This window comes from Pseudoclavibacter sp. Marseille-Q434 (assembly GCF_050315415.1).
Taxonomy (GTDB): domain Bacteria; phylum Actinomycetota; class Actinomycetes; order Actinomycetales; family Microbacteriaceae; genus Pseudoclavibacter.
In genome coordinates this window covers 1,065,452-1,089,304 of the sequence record NZ_JBNPQH010000001.1, presented here as the reverse complement: position 1 = coordinate 1,089,304, position 23,853 = coordinate 1,065,452, and the positions used below count along the sequence as shown (strand labels likewise).

The following is a 23,853-nucleotide window of genomic DNA, read 5'->3' as shown; positions in this document are numbered from 1 at the left end:
CAATGATCAATCCAGACGCCACCGCGCAGATTCCCGACGAGATCGGGAACGTGCACTTCATCGGCATCGGCGGCTCAGGCATGAGCGGCATCGCGCGCATGATGCTCGACCGCGGCCTCACGATCTCCGGAAGCGACCGGACAGAGAACTACGCGACACGAGAGCTGCGCGATCGCGGCGCCCGCGTCGAGATCGGCCACGCGGCAGAGCACCTCGGCGACGCGGACACCATCGTCGTCACCAGCGCGCTCTGGCCCGACAACCCCGAACTCGTCCTGGCGAAGGAGCGTGGGCTGAACATCCTGCACCGCTCGCAGGCGCTCGTCTGGCTCACGCGCGGGAGCCGCCTCGTCTCCGTCGCCGGAGCGCACGGCAAGACGACCTCGACCGGCATGGTCGTGACGGCCCTCGACGCCCTCGACGCGTCGCCGAGCTTCGTCAACGGCGGCATCATCTCGGCCCTGGGGACGAGCTCCGCCGTCGGAAGCGGCGAGGCCTTCGTCGTCGAGGCCGACGAGTCCGACGGGTCCTTCCTGTTCTACGACACGGCGATCGCCCTCATCACGAACGTCGACAACGACCACCTCGACCACTACGGCAGCGTCGAGGCCTTCGAAGCCGCGTTCGTCCAGTTCGCGGATGCGGCCAGCGAGGCCGTGGTCATCTCCAGCGACGACCCGCTTGCCGTCGAGCTGACCGGGAAGCTCACCCACAAGCGGGTGCTGACCTTCGGCCAGGCTCCGACGGCCGACGCGCGCGTCTCCGACATCGCGTCGGAGGGAGGGGAGACCCGCTTTACCGTCACCTGGCAGGGTGTCGACTACCCGGCGCTCCTGCACGTGCCCGGCGTCCACAACGCGCTCAACGCGACCGGCGCGTTCGTCGTCCTCGTCCAGCTCGGCTTCGAGCCCGCCGCCGTTCTTGACGCGCTCTCGACGTTCGGGGGCACGAAGCGACGCTTCGAGCTCCACGGCACGGTGAGCGGCGTCAGCGTCTATGACGACTACGCCCATCACCCTGCCGAGGTCGAAGCGGCGCTCACGGCTGCGCGCACCGTCGTCGGCTCCGGCCGCCTCATCGCCGTCCACCAGCCGCACCTCTACTCGCGGACGCGCGACATGAGCGACGTCTTCGCGGCGGTGTACGAGCGTCTCGCCGACGAGACCGTCGTGCTCGACGTGTGCGGCGCACGTGAGGACCCGATCCCCGGTGTCACGGGAGCGCTGGTCGAGGAGGCGTTCGCCGACCGCAGCAAGGTCGCCTACCGCCCCGACTGGCAGGATGCGGCCGACACGGTCGCCGAGATCTCACAGGACGGCGATTTCGTCATCACCTTCGGCTGCGGCGACGTCAACCTCATCGTGCCCCAGCTCCTCGAGGCGCTCGGCGCGAAGGAGACAGGCAAGCCGTGAGCGTGCTCGGCGACGATGCGCGCCGATTCACCTGGCGCGCCAGACGACGCCGCCGCATCCTGATCGGGGTCGCGGCGGCGGTGGCCGCACTTGTCGCGTTCGTCGCGGTCGCCGTCTACAGTCCGATCATGTCCGTGCGTGAGATCGTCGTCGCCGGCACGCAGCGCGTCGATGCGACACAGGTCGACGAATCGCTCGCCGACCTGCACGGACAGCCGCTTGCGCTCGTCACGAACGACGACGTCGAGAGTCGACTCCAGTCCTACGTGATGGTGCAGAGCTACTCGATCCGCGTCGAGCCGCCGAGCCGTCTTGTCGTCACGATCGTCGAGCGGTCGCCGATCGGCGCGGTCGCGGTGCCATCCGGGTACGACGTCATGGATGCGGCCGGCGTGGTGCTCTGGACGCAATCGGAGCCCGCAGGGGACATCCCGACTCTCGAACTGGGCGGCGAGGGGGTCGACTCCGAAGCGTTCGCCTCTGCGGCGGCCGTGTCGCTCGCCCTGCCCGTCGACTTCAGGGCTGGCGTCGCTGCAGTGACGGCCAAGAGCATCGACGATGTGCGTCTGACGATGCGCAGCGGTGCCGAGGTCGTATGGGGGAGCGCGGAGGAGTCCGACCGCAAGGCGGAGGTGCTCGCCGCGCTCGTCACGGCCACCGCCGACCAGTCCATCTCCAGCTACGACGTCTCGAGTCCCGAGACCCCCGTGACCCGCTGAGGAGTTCCTCGGCCGGCGAGTGCGGCAACCTTCAAGCTCCGGTTGAAGCGACTCGCCGACATTCGGCGCGCAAAACGCAACACACCTGCTGACTGCACGGATCGTGCGACGTTCGCGACCTAGCGTCGAAGCAAGCAACCAGGAAACAGCATATCTCTGAGCTTCAAGTAGAGGTTGAAGCTCGTAGACATTCGCCAGCGGCGACGTGTCGAGGTGTGCATCCGTTCTTCCACCACACCACACGCCAACGAGGGGCCGGACACGTGTCGAACACCAACAACTACCTCGCCGTCATCAAGGTCGTCGGCATCGGCGGCGGCGGCGTCAATGCAGTCAACCGAATGATCGAGCTCGGCCTCCGCGGTGTCGAGTTCATCGCGATCAACACCGACGCCCAGGCGCTGCTCATGAGCGACGCCGACGTCAAGCTCGACGTCGGACGCGAACTGACCCGCGGTCTCGGTGCAGGCGCCGACCCCGAGGTCGGCCGCCGGGCAGCCGAGGACCACGCCGAGGAGATCGAGCAGGCGCTCGCCGGCGCCGACATGGTCTTCGTCACGGCTGGCGAGGGTGGCGGAACCGGAACAGGGGGCGCTCCCGTCGTCGCGCGCATCGCGAAGTCGATCGGTGCGCTCACCATCGGTGTCGTCACGAAGCCGTTCAGCTTCGAGGGCCGCCGCCGCATGCAGCAGGCCGAGCAGGGCGTCGCCACTCTGAAGGAAGAGGTCGACACCCTCATCGTCGTCCCGAACGACCGCCTCCTCGAGATCAGCGACCGCGGCATTTCCATGATCGAGGCGTTCTCGACGGCCGACCAGGTGCTGCTCGCCGGTGTGCAGGGCATCACCGACCTGATCACGACCCCGGGCCTCATCAACCTCGACTTCGCCGACGTGAAGTCGGTCATGCAGGGTGCGGGCTCCGCGCTCATGGGCATCGGCTCCTCCAGGGGCGCCGACCGAGCGATCAAGGCGGCAGAACTCGCCGTCGCCTCGCCGCTCCTCGAGGCGAGCATCGAGGGCGCCCACGGCGTCCTGCTCTCCATCCAGGGCGGTTCGAACCTCGGCATCTTCGAGATCAACGACGCTGCGAAGCTCGTGCAGGAGGCCGTCCACCAGGAGGCCAACATCATCTTCGGCGCGGTCATCGACGACACCCTCGGCGACGAGGTGCGCGTCACGGTCATCGCGGCGGGCTTCGCCGGGGGAGAGCCCAAGACGCTGCAGGAGCAGCAGTCTGTGCCGACGCCAGCGGCCGCGCCTGTCCAGCAGGCGAACACCGGTGCCATCGGGCTCGGCGCAGCCGCAGCCGCTGTCGCCTCCGCACCCTCCGTGCCCGTGGAGCGCGAGCCCGTCCAGGCGCCAGCACCGGTCGCGCAGGCTCCGGCCTGGTCGACGGCCGAGGCGCCCACCATCGCACCTCGCCGCGAGCCGGAAGCCGCCTACGACGACGCCGAGGACATCCTCGACGTCCCGGACTTCCTCAAGTAGAGCGCGCATGCCAGAGCAAGCTGGAGAGGCGCTCGGCCAGGGTCATCAGACGCTGGCCGAGCGCCTCTCGGCGGTTCAGGCCGCCATCCACCAGAGCTGTCTCAGCGCGGGACGCGATCCCTCGGACGTCACTCTCATCCCCGTCACGAAGTTCCACGGCCCCGAGCTCGTCGCCGATCTGGTCGACCTCGGCGTTCGTCGCTTCGCCGAGAGCAGGCATCCGGAGGCCAGAGACAAGGCGGCGGCGTTCGCAGAGCGCGCCGACCTCGAATGGCACTTCGTCGGTCAGATCCAGACCAAGAAGGCGCGCCAGATCGCCCAGTACGTGGATGCCGTCCATTCGATCGACAGAGGAGGCCTCGTCGACGCGCTGTCGGGCGTCGAGCGGGCGCACCCGCTGCGGGCGTTCGTGCAGGTCAACATGACGCCGGACCCTGCCAGAGGCGGCGTTCAGCCGACGGAGCTCGAGGCGCTCGTCGAGCAGGTGCTGCGCACCGAATCCCTCGAACTCCAGGGCCTCATGTGCGTGGCGCCACTCGGGGGGGATCCGCGCGCGGCCTTCGCCGAACTCCAGGCCCTCGGGCAGCGCATCCAATCGCTGGCGCCTTCCGCGACCTCGCTGTCGATGGGTATGTCCAACGACTTCGCCGACGCCATCGAAAACGGTGCGACACACCTCAGAATCGGCGCGGCAATCACGGGAAAGCGACCCGACCGGACGTAGCGTGGGTGCACGCCGAACACACGGAGGAGCACAATGGCCAACCCGCTGCGCAATGCCATGGTCTACCTGGGCCTTGCTGACGAAGACGAGCAGAATCTGCACGACGAGACGCCACAGGCGCAGCAGCAGCAGAGGCAGTCGCCAGCCGCGGCACCTTCGCCGCAGCTCTCTCCGGTGGTCACCGAGCGCCCGAAGCCGGCACCCGTGACCCCGATCACCAAAGCACCCAAGCACACTTCGACCCCGGCGATGGCGGAAATGAACGAGATCCTCACGGTCCACCCGAAGGCCTACAACAAAGACGCGCAGGTCATCGCCGAGAACTTCCGCGATGGCGTCCCCGTCATCATGAACCTCTCCGAGATGGACGAAGCCGAGGCGCGTCGCCTCATCGACTTCGCGAGCGGGCTCTCCCAGGGCCTCTATGGCAAGATCGAGCGCGTGACGAGCCGGGTGTTCCTGCTTTCGCCTCAGCACATCGCCGTCCACGGCGAGTCGAGCAAGCTTGAGGCGGAGAAGGAAGCCTCGTTCTTCCAGTAGACCCCCAACCAGCCTGACTCTGCTGAGCAGCAGAGCGGCCCGCTTTCGCGCGAACGGTGAGACGGTGCATCCTGAGGGTGCACCGTCGCCGTGTCTGCGCGACAACATCTCAGGAAACGAATGAATATCCTCGGCGCGATCCTCGGCTTCGTCATCGGCCTCTACATCATGGTGATGTGGGGTCGGCTGATCCTCGATTACGCTCGCATGTTCGCGCCTCGGTGGAAGCCGAAGGGGTTCGTGCTCGTCCTCTGCGAGGGCGTCTACTCGCTGACCGACCCGCCCCTTCGTGCGGTCCGGAAAGTCGTGCCCCCGCTCCGCATCGGCAACATCGCCCTCGATCTCGCGTGGATCATCGTCATGTTCGCGCTGGTGATCACATCGAATCTCGTGCGCCTGCTTTAAGCGCCGAGCGTTCTCCATTAGGTGAATGGCGACTTTCCCGACAGAATGTGACGCGCGGGACCCAAGTGCCGTAATGTGACCTATGTGCTGCGCAGCACAGCAACGTTCTGCGTGCACATCTGGGCAACGCTAGTGTTGTCACGCCGGACCCGGAGTCTGCTCGTCAGACCCAGAGTCTTTTCCAGATACAGACCAATCGCAGAGAGAGTCGAAAGGTGGCCGACATGGCACTCACTCCTGAGGACGTCATCAACAAACGCTTCCAGCAGACCAAGTTCCGCGAGGGGTACGACCAGGACGAGGTCGACGACTTCCTCGACGAGGTCGTTGCAGAGATGCGCCGCCTCGTGGGGGAGAACGAGCAGCTTCGTCAGCAGCTCGAGGAGGCAGAGGCACGCGCCAGCAGCGCGCCTGCGGCCGCAGCTCCCGCCCCGGTCGAAGAGCCCAGCGTCGAGGTTGAGGCAGCTCCTGAGCCCGAGCCTGAGCCCATCGCGCCGCTCGCGCAGCCTGCAGCACCCGCTCCGGTCGCCGTAGAGGGTGCAGACGAGGCCGAGACGAGCAGCTCGCTCATCGCCCTCGCCCGCCGCCTCCACGACGAGCACGTCGAAGAGGGAACGCGCAAGCGCGACGAGATCATCGCCACGGGTGAGACCCGTGCTCGCGAGATCATCGCCGAGTCCGAGACCCGCGCCCGCCAGATCGAAGGCGACAGCGAGAAGCGTGCCCGCGAGATCACGGTCGAGTCCGAGGGTCGTGCCCGCACGATCGTCACCGAGGCCGAGGCCAAGGAACGCGAGACCATCGGTCGACTCGAGGAGGCCAAGACCAAGCTCGAGGCCCGTATCGAGGAGCTCCGCATCTTCGAGCGCGAGTACCGCAACAACCTCCGCTCCTACATCGAAGGCCAGCTCAACGACCTGAACCGTCAGGCCAGCGACGTCCTCGAAGGCTCCGCACCAGCGGGCCAGTAGCACTCGGAACGTGGAGGACACACCTCTGCAGACCACCGAACGGCGATCGCGTCCGAGCATCCGCATTCTTGCGATGCTCGCCGCGGTCGCCGTCGGCGCGTTTGCGCTCGACCAGATATCCAAGGCGTTCGTCGTCTCCTCGATGACCGAGGGCCAGACCGTCGAGGCGCTCGGCGGCTTCCTGCAGTGGCACTTCGTGAGGAACCCGGGCGCCGCGTTCTCGTTCGCCGCAGGCTCCACGTGGATCTTCACGGGCGTGTCGACGATCATGGTCATCGTCATCTTGGTCGTCGCTCGCAGGCTCGCGTCGAAGCGCTGGGCGGCAGTGTTCGGGCTCGTGCTCGGAGGCGCTCTCGGGAACCTCTTCGATCGGCTCTTCCGCGAGCCCGGTTTCGGCGTCGGCCACGTCATCGACTTCATCTACACGCCGTGGATGCTCCCGGCGATCTACAACGTCGCCGATATGTGCATCGTCGTTGGGATGTCGGCGTTCGTGCTGCTCACCCTGTTCGACATCGGTTTCGACGGCAAGCGCCGACCCAAGGCGAAGAAGGACGCGTAATGCAATCCAGGACGATCCCGATCCCTGACGGCCTCGAGGGCACCCGTGTCGACGCAGGCGTCTCGAAGCTGCTCGGTCTGAGCAGGACACAGGTCGCCGATATCGCGGCGGCGGGCGGGATCACGATCGACGGAAAGCTCGTCGGCAAATCCGACCGGATGACAGCCGGCGCCGTCATCTGCGTCGAGTGGGAGCAGGCCGGACCGGTCGAGGTCGTCCCGATCGCCGTGCCCGACCTCAAGATCGTGCACGACGAGGACGACTTCGTCGTCATCGACAAGCCAGTCGGCGTTGCCGCCCATCCTTCGATCGGCTGGGACGGCCCCACGGTGCTCGGCGCGCTCGCCGCCGCGGGGTTCACCATCTCGACCTCCGGGCAGTCGGAGCGCCAGGGAATCGTGCACCGTCTGGATGCGGGCACGAGTGGCCTGATGGTCGTGGCGAAGAGCGAGCTCGCGTACGCGCAGCTCAAGAAGGCGTTCCACGATCGTCAGGTCGAGAAGGTCTACCACGCGGTCGTGCAGGGACACCCGGACCCGCTCTCGGGAACGATCGACGCGCCGATCGGTCGCCACCCAGGCTCCTCCTGGAAGTTCGCCGTCACCAGCGAGGGGAAGCCCTCCGTCACGCACTACGAGACCCTCGAGGCCTTCCGGCGCGGGGCGCTGCTCGAGGTTCACCTGGAGACCGGACGCACGCACCAGATCCGCGTGCACATGGCCGCCCAGCGGCACCCGTGTGTCGGCGACCCCCTCTACGGCTCCGACCCGACCCTGGCCGGCAAGCTCGGGCTGAGACGCCAGTGGCTGCACGCCAAGGAGCTGGGGTTCGCCCACCCGCGGACCGGCGAGCCCGTGCGCTTCACGACCGAGTACCCAGACGACCTGGCGCACTCGCTCGAGCTGCTCCGCGAAGGCGAGCTGTAGTCCACAGGCTCGTCCGCAGAGGCGCTCCGGCGACCTAAGATGGGTGCGCCGATCCACCCATCTTCTCGGAGAGACATTGCCTTCAGCAGACTCGTTCGCCCACCTCCACGTCCACAGCGAGTACTCGATGCTCGATGGGGCGGCCCGGATCGGCGAACTCATGAAGGCCGCCGTCGAGCAGGGCATGCCGGCGGTCGCGATGACCGACCACGGCAACGTCTTCGGTGCCTACGAGTTCGCCAAGGCCGCCAAGGAGCACGGCATCAAGCCGATCATCGGCACAGAGGCCTACCTCACGCCGGGAACGCACCGCGGTGACCGCACGCGCGTGAAGTGGGGCAACGGCGGGGGCGATGATGTCTCCGGCTCCGGTGCGTACACGCACATCACCATGCTCAGCGAGACCACGCAGGGCATGCACAACCTCTTCCGGCTCTCCAGTCGGGCCTCCATGGAGGGGTACTACTTCAAGCCGCGTATGGACCGCGAGCTGCTGAACACGTATTCCAAGGGGCTCATCGCGACGACCGGATGCCCCTCAGGCGAGGTGCAGACCAGGCTTCGGCTCGGGCAGTACAACGAGGCCAGAGCAGCGGCAGCTGAGTTCCGCGACATCTTCGGCGCAGAGAACTACTTCTGCGAGATCATGGACCACGGCATCGACATCGAGCGGCGCGTCATGCCCGACCTGCTCAAGCTCGCCAAAGACCTCGGCCTTCCCCTCGTCGCGACGAACGACCTCCACTACACGCACTCGCACGACGCCGACAGCCACTCGGCGCTGCTGTGCGTGCAGTCCGGTTCGACGATGGACGACCCGAACCGCTTCCAGTTCTCCGGCACGGGGTACTACCTGAAGTCCGCCGCCGAGATGCGCGGGATCTTCCGCGACCACCCGGAAGCGTGCGACAACACGCTGCTGATCGCCGAGCGGTGCTCTGCCGAGTTCGACGAGAGCGCGAACTACATGCCTCGCTTCCCCGTGCCGGAGGGCGAGACGGAGAGCACCTGGTTCATCAAGGAGATCGACGCGGGTCTCGACAAGCGGTACCCGGCCGGGGTCCCGAGCGACGTCCGCAAGCAGGCGGACTACGAGATCGGCGTCATCAACCAGATGGGCTTCCCGGGGTACTTCCTGGTCGTCGCCGACTTCATCAACTGGGCGAAGGACAACGGCATCCGCGTCGGGCCAGGTCGCGGTTCCGGTGCAGGGTCCATGGTGGCCTACGCCATGGGCATCACCGACCTCGACCCGCTGCGGCACGGCCTCATCTTCGAGCGCTTCCTCAACCCGGACCGAGTCTCGATGCCCGACTTCGACGTCGACTTCGACGATCGCCGCAGGTCGGAGGTCATCCGGTACGTCACCGAGAAGTACGGCTCGGAGCGCGTCGCCCAGATCGTCACCTACGGCACGATCAAGGCCAAGCAGGCGCTCAAGGATGCCTCGCGCGTGCTCGGCTACCCGTTCTCGATGGGCGACCAGCTCACGAAGGCCATGCCTCCCGCCGTCATGGGCAAGGACATCCCGCTCAGCGGGATCTTCGACAAGGAGCACAAGCGCTACTCGGAGGCCGCCGAGATGCGCGCCTTCATCGAGAGCAACCCGGACGCGAAGAAGGTGTTCGACACTGCGAGCGGTCTCGAGAACCTGAAGCGCCAGTGGGGCGTGCACGCGGCCGGCGTCATCATGTCGAGCGACCCGCTCATCGACATCATCCCGATCATGAAGCGGGAGCAGGACGGCCAGATCGTCACCCAGTTCGACTATCCGGCGAGCGAGTCCCTCGGGCTCATCAAGATGGACTTCCTCGGACTGCGCAACCTCACCATCGTGAGTGACGCGGTGGTCAACATCAAGGCGAACCGCGGCATCGATCTCGTCCTCGAGGACCTCGAACTGGACGACGTCGGCGCCTACGAGCTGCTGACGCGGGGTGACACGCTCGGGGTCTTCCAGCTCGACGGTGGACCTATGCGCTCCCTGCTGCGCCTCCTCAAGCCCGACAACTTCGAGGACATCTCCGCGGTCATCGCGCTGTACCGTCCCGGGCCGATGGGTGCCAACTCCCACATCAACTACGCGCTGCGCAAGAACGGCGAGCAGGAGATCACCCCGATTCACCCGCAACTCGAGGAGCCGCTCCAGGAGATCCTCTCGACCAGCTACGGCCTGATCATCTATCAGGAGCAGGTCATGGCCATCGCGCAGAAGGTCGCCGGATTCTCGCTCGGCCAGGCGGACATCCTCCGCCGCGCCATGGGCAAGAAGAAGAAGTCGGAGCTGGACAAGCAGTTCGCTGGCTTCCAGGGCGGAATGCACGCCAACGGCTACTCCGATGAAGCCGTGAAGATGCTCTGGGACATCCTGCTGCCGTTCTCCGACTACGCCTTCAACAAGGCACACTCCGCCGCCTACGGCGTCGTCTCCTACTGGACCGCGTATCTGAAGGCCCATTTCCCCGCTGAGTACATGGCCGCTCTGCTCACGAGCGTCGGCGACTCGCGCGACAAGCTGGCGATGTACCTCAACGAGTGCCGCCGCATGGGCATCACGGTGCTCGCCCCCGACGTCAACGAGTCGTTCGTCAACTTCACCGCGGTGGGGGAGGACATCCGCTTCGGTCTCGGCGCCGTGAGGAACGTGGGAGCGAACGTCGTCGAGGAGATCCAGAAGGCGCGCGAGTCGAAGACCGCGTTCGTCTCGTTCCATGACTTCCTGAAGAAGGTGCCGACGACGGTCGCAAACAAGCGCACCGTGGAGTCGCTCATCAAGGCCGGCGCCTTCGATTCGCTTGGCAACACTCGCCGCGCCCTCGTCGAGGTGCACGAGAACGCCATCGACGTCGCGGTGTCGCGCAAGCGGAACGAGGCGCACGGGCAGGTTGACCTCTTCGCGGGTCTCGACGAGTTCGAAGCCGAGGAGGACGACGTTCCCGTCCGACCCGAGTTCAACCGCCGCGACAAGCTCGCCTTCGAACGGGACATGCTCGGGCTCTACGTCTCCGACCACCCGCTTGCGGGGCTCGAGCGAGATCTCGCGAAGCTGGCGACGACCAGCATCCTCGACCTGACGCAGGCCGAGCACCTGGAGGACGGGCAGCAGGTCACGATCGCCGGCCTCATCACGAGCGTGCAGCATCGGGTGGCCCGGAACTCGGGCAATCCCTACGGGATGATCGAGGTCGAGGACTTCGGCGGCACCATGACCGTCATGTTCATGGGCAAGACGTACCAGGAGTTCCAGACACAGCTCCAAGGCGATGTCATCGTGGCCGTCAAGGGTCGCGTGTCGAAGCGAGACGACGGTATGAACCTGCACGCGCAGGGCCTCACGCTGCCGAAGATCGCAGCGGCCGAGGACGCGGGCACGCTCACGCTCACCATCCCGGATACTCGGGCAACGGAGCCGGTCGTGGATGCGCTCGGCAAGGTTCTGCGCCGCCACTCGGGGGAGAGCGAGGTGCGGCTCCGACTTCGCACGCCGGGTGTCATCCGCCGCTTCGAGCTGCCGCACCGTGTGCGCATCACCCAGGACCTCTACGGGGAGCTGAAGGCTCTGCTCGGGCCCAGTTGCCTCGAGTAGTCCCGGTCGCGTGTCGCGGACGAGACGGCCCCCACTCCCGCCTGACTACGATGGAGACACCATGATGCAACTCATCGATCTGCGTGGTTCTGCGCTCAGCGCCTCCGAGCTTCGGAACATCCTCCCTCGCGCCGAGCTCGACGTCGGGCGTGCGCTCGGCACGGCCGCCGAGCTCATCTCGTCGGTCCGCGAGCAGGGAGCTTCCGCGCTCCGTGAGCAGGCGGTGCGCCTCGACGGTGTCGAGCCACCGCACCTGCGGGTCCCGCAGGAGGCGATCGACGAAGCCACGGCGAGTCTCGACCCCCAGGTGCGGGCTGGCCTGGAGGCCATGATCGAGCGTGTCCGCGCTGGCTCGGCTGCCCAGGTTCCCGACCCGAGGGTCACGACTCTCGGTGACGGTGCCGTCGTCGAGCTCCGCTGGCACCCGGTGAAGCGCGTCGGGCTCTACGTCCCTGGCGGGAAGGCCGTCTATCCGTCGAGCGTCGTCATGAACGTCTGCGCCGCGATGGCGGCGGGCGTCTCCTCGATCGCGATCGCGTCGCCGCCGCAGCGGGCGTTCGGTGGGGGTGTCCACCCCACGATCCTCGGCGCAGCTGGCCTCCTCGGGGTCACCGAGGTCTACGCCATGGGCGGGGCAGGCGCCATCGGCGCGTTGGCGCACGGGGTCCCTGACATCGGCCTCGAACCGGTCGAGGTCATCACGGGCCCGGGCAATGTGTACGTCGCTGCAGCGAAGCGCATCGTGCAGTCGTTCGTCGGCATCGACTCCGAGGCGGGCCCGACGGAGATCCTCGTGATCGCCGACGACTCCGCAGATGCGGACCACGTCGCCGCGGACCTGGTGAGCCAGGCCGAGCACGACGAGCTCGCGTCGGCGCTTCTCGTCACCCCCGACGCGGACTGGGCGAAGCGTGTGCTCGAGCGCGTCGAGGCCCGAGCAGCGGCGACCAAGCACGCCGAGCGCGTGCGCGTCTCGCTCGGCGGCCGCCAGTCCGCCGTCATCCTCGTCGACGACCTCACCGCAGCAGCGAGGGTGTCGAATGCCTACGCGCCCGAGCACCTCGAGGTGCAGACTCGCGAGCCGGAGGCGGTACTCGCGATGCTCCACAACGCTGGAGCCATCTTCATGGGCGCCAACTCGCCAGTGAGCCTCGGGGACTACCTCGCTGGCTCCAACCACGTGCTGCCGACGGGCGGCCAGGCCGCGCACACGCCCGGTCTCGGGGCGCACACGTTCCTCCGCCCGCAACAGATCATCCGCTACGACAGGGAGGCCCTGCGCGCCGTGAGCGAGCATGTCGTGGCGCTCGCCGACGCCGAGGACCTCCCGGCGCACGGTGAGGCAGTGACGGCGAGGTTCAGCTGATGCACTGCCCGTTCTGTCGTCACCCTGATTCACGGGTCATCGACTCGCGCACGAGCGACGACGGTTTCGCGATCCGTCGAAGGAGGCAGTGCCCGGAATGCGGGCGCCGATTCTCCACGACCGAGACGGCGAGCCTCACGGTCATCAAGCGCAACGGCGTCGTCGAGTCGTTCTCACGCGACAAGGTCGTGGCGGGTGTCCGCAAGGCCTGCCAGGGACGGCCCGTGACCGATACCGACCTGGCGCTCCTCGCGCAGCGCGTGGAAGAGAGCATCCGCGCGACCGGGGCCTCGCAGATCGAAGCCAACGACATCGGCCTGGCCATCCTGCCGCCGCTGCGTGAGCTGGATGACGTCGCCTACCTCCGCTTTGCGAGCGTCTACCAAGGCTTCGCCGGCCTTGACGACTTCCGTGCCGCCATCGATCGAATGCACGAGGACGGCATCAGGGCCCAGTACGCCACCGAGTCAGCCGACGGCGAGTCGACAGTCAAGGGAGAGACCCGATGAACGCCGCCTATCGTCTGCTGTTCAGGCACGTCCTGTCCAAGATGGACCCGGAACGCGCGCACGCGCTCGCCTCCGGGGTCATCCGTGCGCTCGGTCGTCGCGGCCCAGCTGCGTTTCTCTCGCCGCTCGCCGCGCCTGCCGAATCGCTCAGGGTCGAGACGATGGGCCTCAGCTTCGCGTCGCCGTTCGGTCTCGCGGCCGGTTTCGACAAGGACGCCGAGGACATCGACGGCCTCGCCACGCTCGGCTTCGGCCACGTCGAGGTCGGCACCGTGACGCCCCGCCCGCAGCCGGGCAACCCCGGCCCGCGGCTCTTCCGGCTCGTCGCCGACGGCGCGCTCATCAACCGCATGGGCTTCAACAATCGCGGAGCGGAACTCGCAGCCGCCAACATCGCGGCTCGTCGCAACCGCTCCGTCATCGTCGGCGTCAACATCGGCAAGAACAAGACGACCGAGGCTGACGACGCTCATCTCGACTACGCGGCCGCCGCGGCCGCGGTCAAGGATGTCGCGGACTATCTGGTCGTGAACGTCTCCTCGCCGAACACGCCCGGCCTGCGCCGTCTGCAGTCCCTTGGATCGCTGACGCCCATCCTTCGTGCGGCACGGGATGCGGCACCCGGCGTCCCCTTGCTGGTCAAGATCGCTCCAGACCTGGACGACGAGGAGATCCGGGAGGTCACTCAGCTGGCCATAGACGAGGGTCTGGCCGGAATCATCGCTGCCAACACGACGATCTCGCGCTCGGGGTTGCGCACGTCGGCACGCATCGTGGAGGCGTTCGGCGCTGGAGGCCTGTCCGGTCGTCCCCTGACCGACCGCTCACTCGAGGTCCTGCGCATCGTCAAGGAGGCGTCCGGGGACCGGCTGTGCATCATCTCCGTCGGAGGGGTCGCGGACGCGGCCGAGGTTCGCCGACGCCTCGATGCGGGCGCTACCCTCGTCCAGGGCTACACCGAGTTCCTCTACGCGGGTCCCATGTGGGCTGCCAGCATCAATCGCGGACTCGCACGCCGCGCACGCTGACCGACGCTTCCGCGCGAAGGTCTCAGTTTGGGCACCATGTCGGATTCCCAGCCGCCTGACACCTTCGCGCAATCCTGCGGGTCTAGATTGTGAAACAGCGAAGGCCCGAGCGGAATACCGTTCGGGCCTTCGAGTTTTTCTGCGGGCAGCCGGTCGCGCCCCTGACGCGACTACTTGCCGGTGAACTCGATCTTCGCGCCGCGCTTGACCTGCGACTTGGGCATGCGCATGACTCGCAGCTGCAGGCAGCGGGCGATCGTGCCGATCATGATGCCCTTCTCCACCTTGTCCTTGCCGACGACCGCGGCGATGCGGCGCTTGATCATGTTGGCGACCATGACGGCCTCGAGGATGCACACGGCGAGGAACGCCCAGATGAAGCTCATGGCCCAGATGCCGATCGACTGGCTCGGGATGAACGTCGCGAAGATCACGAGGAACATCATCGGCAGCAGCAGCTCGCCGATCGAGTACCTCGCGTCGATGTAGTTGCGCATGAAGCGCTTCTGCGGACCGCGCTCGGTCGGACGGAGGTAGCGGTCGTCGCCCTTGGCGAGCCCCTCACGTGCCTTCGCCTGCTCGATGCGGACCTTCGCCTGCATCTCGCGCTTGGCCTGCTTGCGGTCCTCTGGGACGAGGGGACGCAGGTTCTGCGCTTCGCGCTCGCGCCTCGTGGGGGTCGGCTGCTGCTTCTTCGCCGGAGACTTCGCGGGAAGCGATGCTGTCTCGGCGCTCTTGGACTCGTGCTTCGACATGATGCCTCTCAAGAACTCTGGTGTGATTTAGCCTAACCGCTATGACTCTCCCCGAAGCCCCACTCGATGCACACGATCAGGAACAGCGACTCCTCGAAGCGGTCGAGGACCGTTTTCCCGCCACGATCGCCCGGCTTTCCGGCCTCGTCCGCATCCCGTCCGTCTCCTGGGACGCCTTCGACCGAGTGCACGTCCAGCGCAGCGCCGAACGCACAGCGGAGCTCTTGCGTGAGCTCGAGCTGTTCGACTCCGTCGAGATCGACGGCGTCGAGACGTCCGAGGGCTACGCGGGTCAGCCTGCCGTGATCGCGACGCGACGGGCCGAGCCGGGCCAGCCCACCGTCCTGCTCTACGCGCACCACGACGTGCAGCCGCAGGGGAGCGCCGACGACTGGCGAACCCCGCCGTTCGAGCCGACCCTGCGCGAGGGGCGGCTCTACGGTCGCGGCGCGAGTGACGACAAGGCGGGAGTCATGACGCATATCGCGGCTCTCGAGGCGCTCAGCGCGGCCACGTCAGGGAGGCCCAGAATCGGCATCTCCGTGTTCATCGAGGGCGAGGAGGAGAACGGCTCGCGCAGCTTCTCGGACTTCCTCGCCAAGCATCGGGCTGCCCTCGGGGCCGACGCGATCATCGTCGCCGACAGCGACAACCCCTCCACCACCACTCCTGGGCTGACCGTCTCCCTGCGCGGCAACGTGACGATGAAGGTCACCGTTCGAACGCTCGGTCATGCGTCCCACTCTGGGATGCTCGGGGGTGCAGTGCCGGACGCGATGCTCGCGACCGTGCGCCTGCTCGATACGCTCTGGGATGCGGATGGCGCGGTCGCCGTCGCTGGTCTCGGCACGCGCAGCGCGGGACCAGCAGGCGGGGATGAGGCGGACGTCCGGCGCGACGCAGAGCTCCTCGAGGGGGTCTCGACGATCGGGCGGGGGAGCATGCACGACCGGCTCTGGAACCAACCCGCGATCACCATCACCGGCATCGATGCGCCGAGCGTCGCTGAAGCGTCCAACACGCTCCTTCCTGTCGTGTCGGTCCGCCTCTCGGCCCGCATCGCCCCAGGTGACGACGCAGCGGAGGCCTACGCTGCCATCGAGCGTCACCTCACCGAGCGCGCCCCATTCGGAGCGCACATCGAGATCACCCAGCCAGACGTCGGGCAGCCGTTCCTCGTCGATACCGCGGGACCCGCGGTCGGCCTCATGAAGTCCGCGATGCGCGACGGGTGGGGCGCGGAGCCTGCCGAGACGGGCATCGGCGGGTCGATCCCATTCATCGCCGCCCTCGCAGAGGTGTACCCCGACGCCGAGATCCTCGTGACCGGAGTGGAGGACCCGGCCACGATGGCGCACAGCCCCAACGAGTCGCAGGACCTCGGCGTGCTGCGTCGCGCGATCTCGGCCGAAAGCCTCTTCCTCCTCCGCTTCGCGCGGCCGGATGCCGACATCAGCTGATGCGATTCCGGCTGAGGAGGAATACCCTGGAGCCATACGCCGTTACTGAGGTGAAGAGCGCGGGAGCAGGACGTCCCGCCCAGCAGCACGAGGAGAATCCATGAGCGCAGTTCTTGAAGGCATCACCGTGAGCGAGGCCACGCACTCCGTGACCCTGACCCAGGCGGCCCTTGACAAGATCAAGAACCTGATCGGCCAGGAGAGCGAGGGTGGCCTGCGACTGCGCATCGCCGTCCAGCCCGGAGGATGCTCCGGCCTCATCTACCAGCTGTTCTTCGACGAGCGCATCCTCGACGGCGACGCGACGGTCGACTTCGATGGCGTGGAGGTCATCGTCGATCCGATGAGCGTTCCCTACCTTGACAACGCGAAGATCGACTTCGAAGACACGATCCAGAAGCAGGGCTTCACGATCGACAACCCGAGTGCGCAGGGTTCCTGTGCTTGTGGCGACTCCTTCCACTGACTCGACACGCGGGGCTCACACTCGCGACACACCCGAAACGGCGCGGTCTCTGACCGCGCCGTTTTGTCGTCCCCGCGCGCCCCGCGTCATCGACCCTTCCGATTCGCACTAGACTGACAGCAACCTGTATGCGTCACCTCGAAAGGTTTGCCGTGCGAGACACCCGCCGCGTGAAGTGGTTCGCCGCTCCGATTGCAGCAGCCCTGATTCTGATCCTGGCTGGCTGCACGTCGCAAGAACTACGGGGCTACATGCCCGGTGACCCTGGTGTCACCAACCATTCCGACGCCTTCACGAACTTCTGGGTGAACTCCTGGATCATCCTCCTCGTCGTGGGAGGGATCACCTGGGGTCTCATCATCTGGGCGTCAGTTCTGTTCCGCCGCCGCAAGGGCGAGAAGGGCCTGCCGGCGCAGCTGCGCTACCACATGCCCATCGAGATCCTCTTCACCGTGGTCCCGGTCATCCTGGTCGCAGGCTTCTTCGCCTTCACCGTGCGTGAGGAGGCCCCGGTCGTCTCCAACTTCGCCGAAGAAGAGCAGGACGTGAAGATCGAGGTCTACGGCAAGCAGTGGGCGTGGGACTTCAACTACCTGCCCACGAGCAACACCGAGTACGACTCCGGTGTCTACTACGAGGGAATCCAGGCGCAGGAGATCCGCGAGCCGTCCGAGGGCGGCGAGCGCGGCGCCGCCACCGGAGAGGTCGACGAGGCTGCACTGCCGAAGCTCGTCCTCCCGGTCGGTGCGAACGTCACGCTCGACATCAAGTCGCGCGACGTCATCCACTCCTTCTGGATCGTCGACTTCCACTACAAGATCGACAACATCCCCGGCCACACCAACACCATGTCGTTCGTCCCAGAACGTGAAGGCACGTACATGGGCAAGTGCGCCGAGCTCTGCGGCGAGTACCACTCGATGATGCTCTTTCAGGTCGAGGTCGTCTCGCAGGCCGAGTACAACGCCTACATCGCCGAGCTTCGCGCGGCGGGCAACGTCGGCTCCCACGGAGACGACTACAACCGCAACCAGAACCTTCCGGGCACTGATGTTCCCGAGTTCAACCACGAGTCGGAATAGGGGCGACGAATATGACGTCAACGCTGAACCGTCCAGGCATCACCCCGGTCTCTGAGGCGACCACCGCTCCTAGCAGCTCAGTCGAGCGCAAGGGCAATGTCCTCGTTTCCTGGATCACCTCGACGGACCACAAGACCATCGGGTACATGTACCTGATCTCCAGCTTCGTCTGGTTCTGCATCGGTGGTGTGATGGCGCTGGTCATCCGTACCCAGCTCTTCGAGCCGGGCATGGAGATCATCGACACGAAAGAGCAGTACAACCAGCTCTTCACCATGCACGGCACGATCATGCTGCTCATGTTCGGAACGCCGCTGTTCTCCGGCTTCGCGAACGTCCTCGTGCCTCTGCAGATCGGCACGGCCGACGTCGCCTTCCCGCGACTCAACGCCTTCGCCTTCTGGCTCTTCACCTTCGGCGCGCTCATCGCGGTCGGCGGCTTCCTCACGCCGGGAGGTGCGGCATCCTTCGGCTGGACGGCTTACGTCCCCTTGTCGACGACCACCTATTCCCCAGGCGTAGGCGGCAACCTCTGGGTGGCAGGTCTCGCGGCGACAGGCTTCGCGACGATCTTCGGTGCCGTGAACTTCATCACGACGATCATCACCATGCGCGCGCCCGGCATGACGATGTGGCGCATGCCGATCTTCACCTGGAACGCGATGATCACGTCGATCCTCGTTCTCTTCGCCTTCCCGGTCCTCGCTGCCGCCTGGTTCGGTCTCCTCATGGATCGCGTGTTCCTCACTCACATCTACGACGTCGAGGCCGGCGGTGCGATCCTCTATCAGCACCTGTTCTGGTTCTTCGGCCATCCAGAGGTCTACGTGCTCGCTCTGCCGTTCTTCGGCATCGTCTCCGAGATCTTCCCGGCCTTCAGCAGGAAGCCGATCTTCGGCTACAAGACCCTCGTCTACGCGACGATCGCGATCGCCGCCCTGTCGGCGTCCGTGTGGGCGCACCACATGTACGTGACCGGCACCGTGCTCCTGCCGTTCTTCGCGCTCATGACGATGCTGATCGCCGTGCCCACCGGAGTGAAGATCTTCAACTGGATCGGAACTCTCTGGCGAGGCTCGGTGACGTTCGAGACGCCCATGCTCTTCTCGCTCGGCTTCCTCGTCACGTTCGTCTTCGGTGGCCTGACCGGAGTCATCCTGGCCTCGCCGATGCTTGACTTCCACGTGTCGGACACCTACTTCGTGGTGGCGCACTTCCACTACGTGGTCTTCGGCACCATCGTGTTCGCGATGTTCGCCGGCGCCTTCTTCTGGTGGCCGAAGTGGACCGGCAAGATGCTCAACGAGCGCCTCGGCAAGATCCAGTTCTGGTTGCTGTTCATCGGCTTCCACATGACGTTCCTCATCCAGCACTGGCTCGGTGTTATGGGCATGCCGCGTAGGTACGCCACCTACCAGCCCGAGGACAACTTCACGTGGATGAACCAGCTGTCGACGATCGGCGCGTTCGTGCTCGCCATCTCGCTCCTGCCGTTCTTCTTGAACATCTTCCTCACCGCGCGCAATGCGCCGAAGGTCACGGTCGACGACCCGTGGGGCTACGGCTCCTCGCTCGAGTGGGCAACCAGCTGCCCGCCGCCGCGACACAACTTCACGTCCATCCCGCGCATCCGTTCGGAGCGCCCCGCGTTCGACCTCAACCACCCCGAGGTCGCACCACACGGATACCGTGACCTGACGCCCGTCAACGACAAGATCGGAGAACGAGAGTGAAGACCTCAGCCCGCCTCCTCTGGGTCCTCGCCGTCTTCTACGCGGTTGTGACCGTCATCTACGTCCTGTGGACTCGTGCGGCTCTCGGCCACTACGAGTGGGTCGGCATCGTCGCACTGGCACTGTCTGGTCTGTTCGTGGCGTTCGTCGCGTTCTACCTGGGCAGCTCCGCCAAGCCTTTCCGCGTGCACGTCCTCCCGGAGGATCGTCTCGACGGGGAGATCGCTGACGCCGACCCCGAGCTCGGGTTCTTCCCGCCGCAGAGCTGGTGGCCGTTCGTGCTGGCCCTCGCCGTCGGCCTGATCTTCCTGGGCCTGTCGATCGGTGGATGGTGGTTCGCGTACTTCGCGGCCCCGCTGTTCATCATCGCGATCGTCGGCTGGGTGTTCGAGTACTACCGCGGACGCTACGCCCACTAGGCGCTGTCCTAAGGCTTCTGGCCCGTCCCTCTCACGAGGGGCGGGCCTTTTTGCCTGTGTTCCCCGCACGCCGGGCCCACGCGGTAGGGGAGCGCCATCCAGTGCATGCGTGGCGCTGATGAGGGCCCGGGGGGCATATATGGATGGGCCTCGACTTGGGCCCCACGTGCGCGTGCACGGCGTCTGCCCGGCCCATATCCGGTCATCGGCGGGACAGGCACGTGCGGCTGGGTTGTCCGCGACCTGAGGCACGAGGAAGAGGAGACAGGAACTCATCGTCCGAGGGGGCGCAGACTTCGCGCAATGGGACCATGAGCGCGTCTCGGCCTGGTGGAGCGGTGCAGACGAGCGGGTGCGCGCGAACCCTCGCTGCTGATGATGCGGAGTCCTGAACCCCGTCGACGTTGCACGAAGAACGTCGAATCCCCGCCCTCGAGGGGCCGAGCGCTGGGCCACGGGGCGAGGACGAACAGCGTCCCGCCCGTGATGATGCAGAGACTGCGGCTGCGGTGCCTCCTACGGCCGGTCAACACGAGTGATGGGGGAGCCCGGGTGCTCGAGATCCAGTCCGCAACTGGTGTGCGCGCATCGATGACACGCACCGGCTCGAATCGGGGAGCAGTTGCAGCTCTCCTTCGTGCGGAGAGGCGACCACAGGTGGCCCCTGGAACGCCGAGCCTGCGTCCACGGTCGTTTCCTACCCCCAAAGGCGGCGGGGCTCAGGGACTGCTCGGTCGACAACATTTGGCCATGCTGCTTCTGCGCCCTGCGCCCCGGGGCGCCCGCAGCAGGCCGGCTCCGTGCTGACCTCGACCTCGGCCACGTCGGGGCGGACGCTGAAGCCGACAGTGACGCCGACGGCCAAGCAAGTATCGCTCGCCTCCATCCACGAGGCAAGCTGCTCCATCCTGGCTCGAGCTTCGAGCTCAGACGAGAATGGGGCTGCCAGCCCGCATGTGTGCGGATCTGACAGCCCCATTTGCAGCCCAGGAGGCTGCCACAGGAGTTGGCTACGACCTAGTGGTGGCCGTGGTGTGCCTGCTCGAGCTCGCCCTTGGCGACCGGCTCGACACGGTCCTCGAAGAACCATCGGGACAGGGCGGCACGCACGCGCATAGGCGCCGTGATCTTGCCATCCGAATTCGGACGGAGCATGATCGGAGCCTGCTCGTTGTAGGAGACCAGCTCCCAGCGGTCGTACTTGTCCAGAGGAACCTCAACCTCGACGAACTCACCGTGCGGGAGGCGAAGGACACGACCCGACTCCACGCCGTGGAGCGCGAGCGAACGGTCACGCTTCTGCAGGCCGATGCAGATTCGCTTCGTGGCGATGTACGCGATGATCGGGCCGAGGATGAGCATCACCTGGAGGAAGTGGATGACATGTTCCATCGCGAGATGGAAGTGCGTCGCCATGAGGTCCGAGCTTGCCGCTGCCCACATGACCGCGTAGAACGTGACACCGGCAGCACCGATGGCGGTACGGGTCGGAGCGTTGCGCGGACGGTCAAGCAGGTGGTGCTCGCGCTTGTCGCCCGTGATCCAGGCCTCGATGAAGGGGTACACGACGACCAGCACGATGAAGATGCCGATGACGATCAGCGGTGTCAGGATCGCGAACGACCACGTGTGGTTGAACCAGTACACCTCCCAGCCCGGTGGGATGAGGCGGAGCATTCCGTCGGCGAAGCCGATGTACCAGTCAGGCTGGGTTCCAGCGGACACGGGGGACGGGTCGTACGGGCCGTAGTTCCAGACCGGGTTGATCGAGAAGAACGACGCGATCAGGAAGATGAGGCCGAAGATGAGGAAGAAGAATCCTCCGGCCTTGCCGGCGAAGACCGGCAGGACCGGGTTTCCGACGACATTGCCGTTCGTACGGCCGGGTCCAGGCCACTGGGTGTGCTTGTTGATCACCATGAGGGCAAGGTGCAGCGCGATGAACAGGATGACCATCGCGGGCAGGATCATGATGTGCAAGGAGTACAGGCGGCCGACGATCTCGGTGCCGGGGAACTCGCCGCCGAAGAACAGGAACGAGACCCACGTTCCGACGAGCGGGATGCCCTTCATGATGCCGTCGATGATGCGCAGGCCGTTGCCGGAGAGCAGATCGTCGGGGAGCGAATAGCCCGTGAAGCCCTCAGCCATCGCGAGGATGAAGAGCACGAAGCCGACGACCCAGTTGAGCTCGCGCGGCTTGCGGAACGCGCCCGTGAAAAAGACGCGCAGCATGTGCAGGCCGATGGAGGCCACGAACAGCAGGGCCGCCCAGTGGTGCACCTGGCGCATGAGGAGGCCGCCGCGGATGTCGAACGAGATGTCGAGCGTGGATGCCATCGCGGCCGACATGCCCATGCCCTTGAGGGGCAGGTAGGAGCCTTCGTATTCGACGTGCGCCATCGACGGGTCGAAGAAGAACGTCAGGAACGTGCCGGAAAGCAGGATGACGACGAAGCTGTAGAGCGCGATCTCACCGAGCATGAAAGACCAGTGGTCCGGGAAGATCTTGCGGCCGAACTCCTTGACCGCGCCCGAGATCGTGGTGCGCTCGTCGAGGTAGTTGGCGGCGCCAGCGATGAAGCCGCCTTCGCGGACCGGAGCTTTATACGTTGTAGTCATGGCGTCGCTCCCAGAAGCTCGGTCCGACAGGTTCGGTGAAGTCGCTCTGCGCGATCAGGTAGCCCTCGTCGTCGACGGCGATCGGCAGCTGCGGGAGCGGACGACCAGCGGGTCCGAAGATGACCTCGCAGTGGTTCTTGACGTCGAACTGCGACTGGTGGCAGGGGCAGAGCAGGTGGTGCGTCTGCTGCTCGTACAGAGCGACAGGGCAGCCGACGTGCGTGCAGACCTTGGAGTAGGCGACGATGCCGTCGTACGACCACCCCGCTCGGTCTTCGCGCTCGTTGAGCTGGTCTGCGGGGAGACGCATCAGCAGGACGACGGCCTTGGCCTTCTCCTCGAGCAGGTGGTGCTCGAGGTCGATGAGGCCGTCCGGGATCACGTGGAACGCGGAGCCGTACGTGACGTCGGCTGCGCGGATCGGCGTGCCCGTAGGGTCGCGGACAAGGCGCGTCCCTTCTTCCCACATGGTGTGCGAGAGGGATTCGACCGGGTCCGGGTTGTTTCCGTTGTAGAGGTCGCGGAAGAGGACGATGCCGGGAAGCGGCATCGCGACGAGCGCACCGATGAGCGAGTTGCGGAACAGCTTGCGGCGGCTGAAGCCGGATTCCTCGTTGGCCTGCGCGAAGATCTCGACGGCCCGTGAGCGTGTCGCGGGCGAACCCTTGCCGGGGTGGCGTGCTTCGGCCATCTCGTGGTCGGCCATGAGGTACTTCGACCAGGCGACCGTGCCGATTCCGATGGCGAGCATGGCGAGGGCGATGCCGATGCCCAGGAACATGTTGTTCGCCCGCACCGTGGAGATGTCCTCGCGGCTGATAGGCCACACGAAGTAGGCGACGACAGCGAAGATGCTGGCGAGCGCCGAAAAGACGAAGAGCGCGACGAGGATGCGCTCCGTGCGCTTCGCCTGTGCGGGGTCTACGTCGGTGATCCGGTCGCGGTGCGCCGGCATGCCAGGGTTCTCGAAGCCGTCCTTGGGAAGGATCGCGGTCCCGATGTGAGGCGCCCGCTCCGACGAAGGAGCAGTGCGAAGCTCTCCGCCGTGTTCGCCATCAGCCATGGTGATCCCTTTCTG

Annotated in this window: 21 protein-coding genes; 18 read left to right on the top strand and 3 right to left on the bottom strand. The window is 66.2% G+C overall.

Translation table 11 applies throughout. The features are described from left to right. The first annotated feature begins 2 nt into the window (after positions 1–2). From murC to ACQFZP_RS05195, 13 genes are all read left to right on the top strand, one after another. Complete coding sequence (gene murC, locus ACQFZP_RS05255) at positions 3–1,412, top strand: UDP-N-acetylmuramate--L-alanine ligase (protein WP_104311846.1); 1,410 nt, start codon at positions 3–5, stop codon at positions 1,410–1,412. Next, entirely contained in the window at positions 1,409–2,131 is a 723-nt protein-coding gene (locus ACQFZP_RS05250; protein ID WP_179556809.1) for an FtsQ-type POTRA domain-containing protein, read from the top strand. The genes murC and ACQFZP_RS05250 overlap by 4 nt, the downstream gene beginning before the upstream one ends. A gap of 263 nt (positions 2,132–2,394) precedes the next feature. Further along, positions 2,395–3,621 carry a cell division protein FtsZ gene (ftsZ, locus tag ACQFZP_RS05245; protein WP_104311848.1) on the top strand — a complete coding sequence of 409 codons (1,227 nt, stop codon included), beginning with the start codon at positions 2,395–2,397 and terminating at the stop codon, positions 3,619–3,621. Positions 3,622–3,628: 7 nt separating this feature from the next. Further along, positions 3,629–4,345: a YggS family pyridoxal phosphate-dependent enzyme gene (locus tag ACQFZP_RS05240; RefSeq protein WP_104311849.1), complete on the top strand. Its 717-nt coding sequence runs from the start codon at positions 3,629–3,631 to the stop codon at positions 4,343–4,345. Positions 4,346–4,378: 33 nt separating this feature from the next. Next, complete coding sequence (locus tag ACQFZP_RS05235) at positions 4,379–4,885, top strand: cell division protein SepF (RefSeq protein WP_104311850.1); 507 nt, start codon at positions 4,379–4,381, stop codon at positions 4,883–4,885. Positions 4,886–5,005: 120 nt separating this feature from the next. Further along, entirely contained in the window at positions 5,006–5,290 is a 285-nt protein-coding gene (locus ACQFZP_RS05230; protein ID WP_104252837.1) for a YggT family protein, read from the top strand. A 224-nt stretch (positions 5,291–5,514) separates the two neighbouring features. Next, positions 5,515–6,261 (top strand): DivIVA domain-containing protein, encoded by a 747-nt coding sequence (locus tag ACQFZP_RS05225; protein ID WP_104252838.1) that lies wholly within the window; start codon positions 5,515–5,517, stop codon positions 6,259–6,261. A 10-nt stretch (positions 6,262–6,271) separates the two neighbouring features. Beyond that, complete coding sequence (lspA, locus tag ACQFZP_RS05220) at positions 6,272–6,823, top strand: signal peptidase II (RefSeq protein WP_258068099.1); 552 nt, start codon at positions 6,272–6,274, stop codon at positions 6,821–6,823. Then, a complete protein-coding gene (locus ACQFZP_RS05215; protein ID WP_211890518.1) occupies positions 6,823–7,749 on the top strand; it encodes an RluA family pseudouridine synthase in 927 nt (308 codons plus the stop codon). The genes lspA and ACQFZP_RS05215 overlap by 1 nt, the downstream gene beginning before the upstream one ends. Positions 7,750–7,825: 76 nt before the next feature. Continuing rightward, positions 7,826–11,335, top strand: coding sequence for a DNA polymerase III subunit alpha (gene dnaE / locus ACQFZP_RS05210; protein ID WP_179556806.1), 3,510 nt, complete (start codon positions 7,826–7,828; stop codon positions 11,333–11,335). 61 nt (positions 11,336–11,396) lie between these two features. Beyond that, complete coding sequence (gene hisD, locus ACQFZP_RS05205) at positions 11,397–12,701, top strand: histidinol dehydrogenase (RefSeq protein ID WP_211890517.1); 1,305 nt, start codon at positions 11,397–11,399, stop codon at positions 12,699–12,701. Then, a complete protein-coding gene (nrdR, locus tag ACQFZP_RS05200) occupies positions 12,701–13,210 on the top strand; it encodes a transcriptional regulator NrdR (RefSeq protein ID WP_179556804.1) in 510 nt (169 codons plus the stop codon). The genes hisD and nrdR overlap by 1 nt, the downstream gene beginning before the upstream one ends. Further along, entirely contained in the window at positions 13,207–14,238 is a 1,032-nt protein-coding gene (locus tag ACQFZP_RS05195) for a quinone-dependent dihydroorotate dehydrogenase (RefSeq protein WP_211890516.1), read from the top strand. The genes nrdR and ACQFZP_RS05195 overlap by 4 nt, the downstream gene beginning before the upstream one ends. A gap of 170 nt (positions 14,239–14,408) precedes the next feature. Here the strand turns inward: ACQFZP_RS05195 and ACQFZP_RS05190 are convergent, their stop codons facing one another. Continuing rightward, positions 14,409–14,993: a DUF3043 domain-containing protein gene (locus tag ACQFZP_RS05190; protein WP_104311856.1), complete on the bottom strand. Its 585-nt coding sequence runs from the start codon at positions 14,991–14,993 to the stop codon at positions 14,409–14,411. 41 nt (positions 14,994–15,034) lie between these two features. Here ACQFZP_RS05190 and ACQFZP_RS05185 point away from each other — a divergent pair, with 41 nt between their 5' ends. The 5 genes from ACQFZP_RS05185 (at position 15,035) to ACQFZP_RS05165 (ending at position 20,153) form a co-directional block, all read left to right on the top strand. Next, positions 15,035–16,453: a dipeptidase gene (locus tag ACQFZP_RS05185; RefSeq protein WP_211890515.1), complete on the top strand. Its 1,419-nt coding sequence runs from the start codon at positions 15,035–15,037 to the stop codon at positions 16,451–16,453. 100 nt (positions 16,454–16,553) lie between these two features. Further along, positions 16,554–16,919, top strand: coding sequence for a HesB/IscA family protein (locus tag ACQFZP_RS05180; protein ID WP_068476349.1), 366 nt, complete (start codon positions 16,554–16,556; stop codon positions 16,917–16,919). Between the two features lie 128 nt (positions 16,920–17,047). After that, positions 17,048–18,001, top strand: a complete 954-nt coding sequence (gene coxB / locus ACQFZP_RS05175) for an aa3-type cytochrome oxidase subunit II (RefSeq protein ID WP_104311858.1) — start codon at positions 17,048–17,050, stop codon at positions 17,999–18,001. Between the two features lie 11 nt (positions 18,002–18,012). After that, entirely contained in the window at positions 18,013–19,734 is a 1,722-nt protein-coding gene (gene ctaD, locus ACQFZP_RS05170) for an aa3-type cytochrome oxidase subunit I (RefSeq protein WP_104311859.1), read from the top strand. Continuing rightward, positions 19,731–20,153 carry a cytochrome c oxidase subunit 4 gene (locus ACQFZP_RS05165; protein ID WP_104252848.1) on the top strand — a complete coding sequence of 141 codons (423 nt, stop codon included), beginning with the start codon at positions 19,731–19,733 and terminating at the stop codon, positions 20,151–20,153. Before ctaD ends, ACQFZP_RS05165 begins: the two co-directional genes overlap by 4 nt. A 1,017-nt stretch (positions 20,154–21,170) precedes the next feature. Here ACQFZP_RS05165 and ACQFZP_RS05160 read toward each other — a convergent pair. Together ACQFZP_RS05160 and ACQFZP_RS05155 are read right to left on the bottom strand one after the other, a co-directional pair. Next, positions 21,171–22,775, bottom strand: coding sequence for a cytochrome bc1 complex cytochrome b subunit (locus ACQFZP_RS05160; RefSeq protein ID WP_104311861.1), 1,605 nt, complete (start codon positions 22,773–22,775; stop codon positions 21,171–21,173). Next, the gene (locus tag ACQFZP_RS05155; protein ID WP_104311862.1) at positions 22,759–23,838 is read right to left on the bottom strand and encodes a cytochrome bc1 complex Rieske iron-sulfur subunit; all 1,080 of its coding nucleotides are present in this window, start codon (positions 23,836–23,838) and stop codon (positions 22,759–22,761) included. The genes ACQFZP_RS05160 and ACQFZP_RS05155 overlap by 17 nt, the downstream gene beginning before the upstream one ends. Positions 23,839–23,853: the final 15 nt, after the last annotated feature.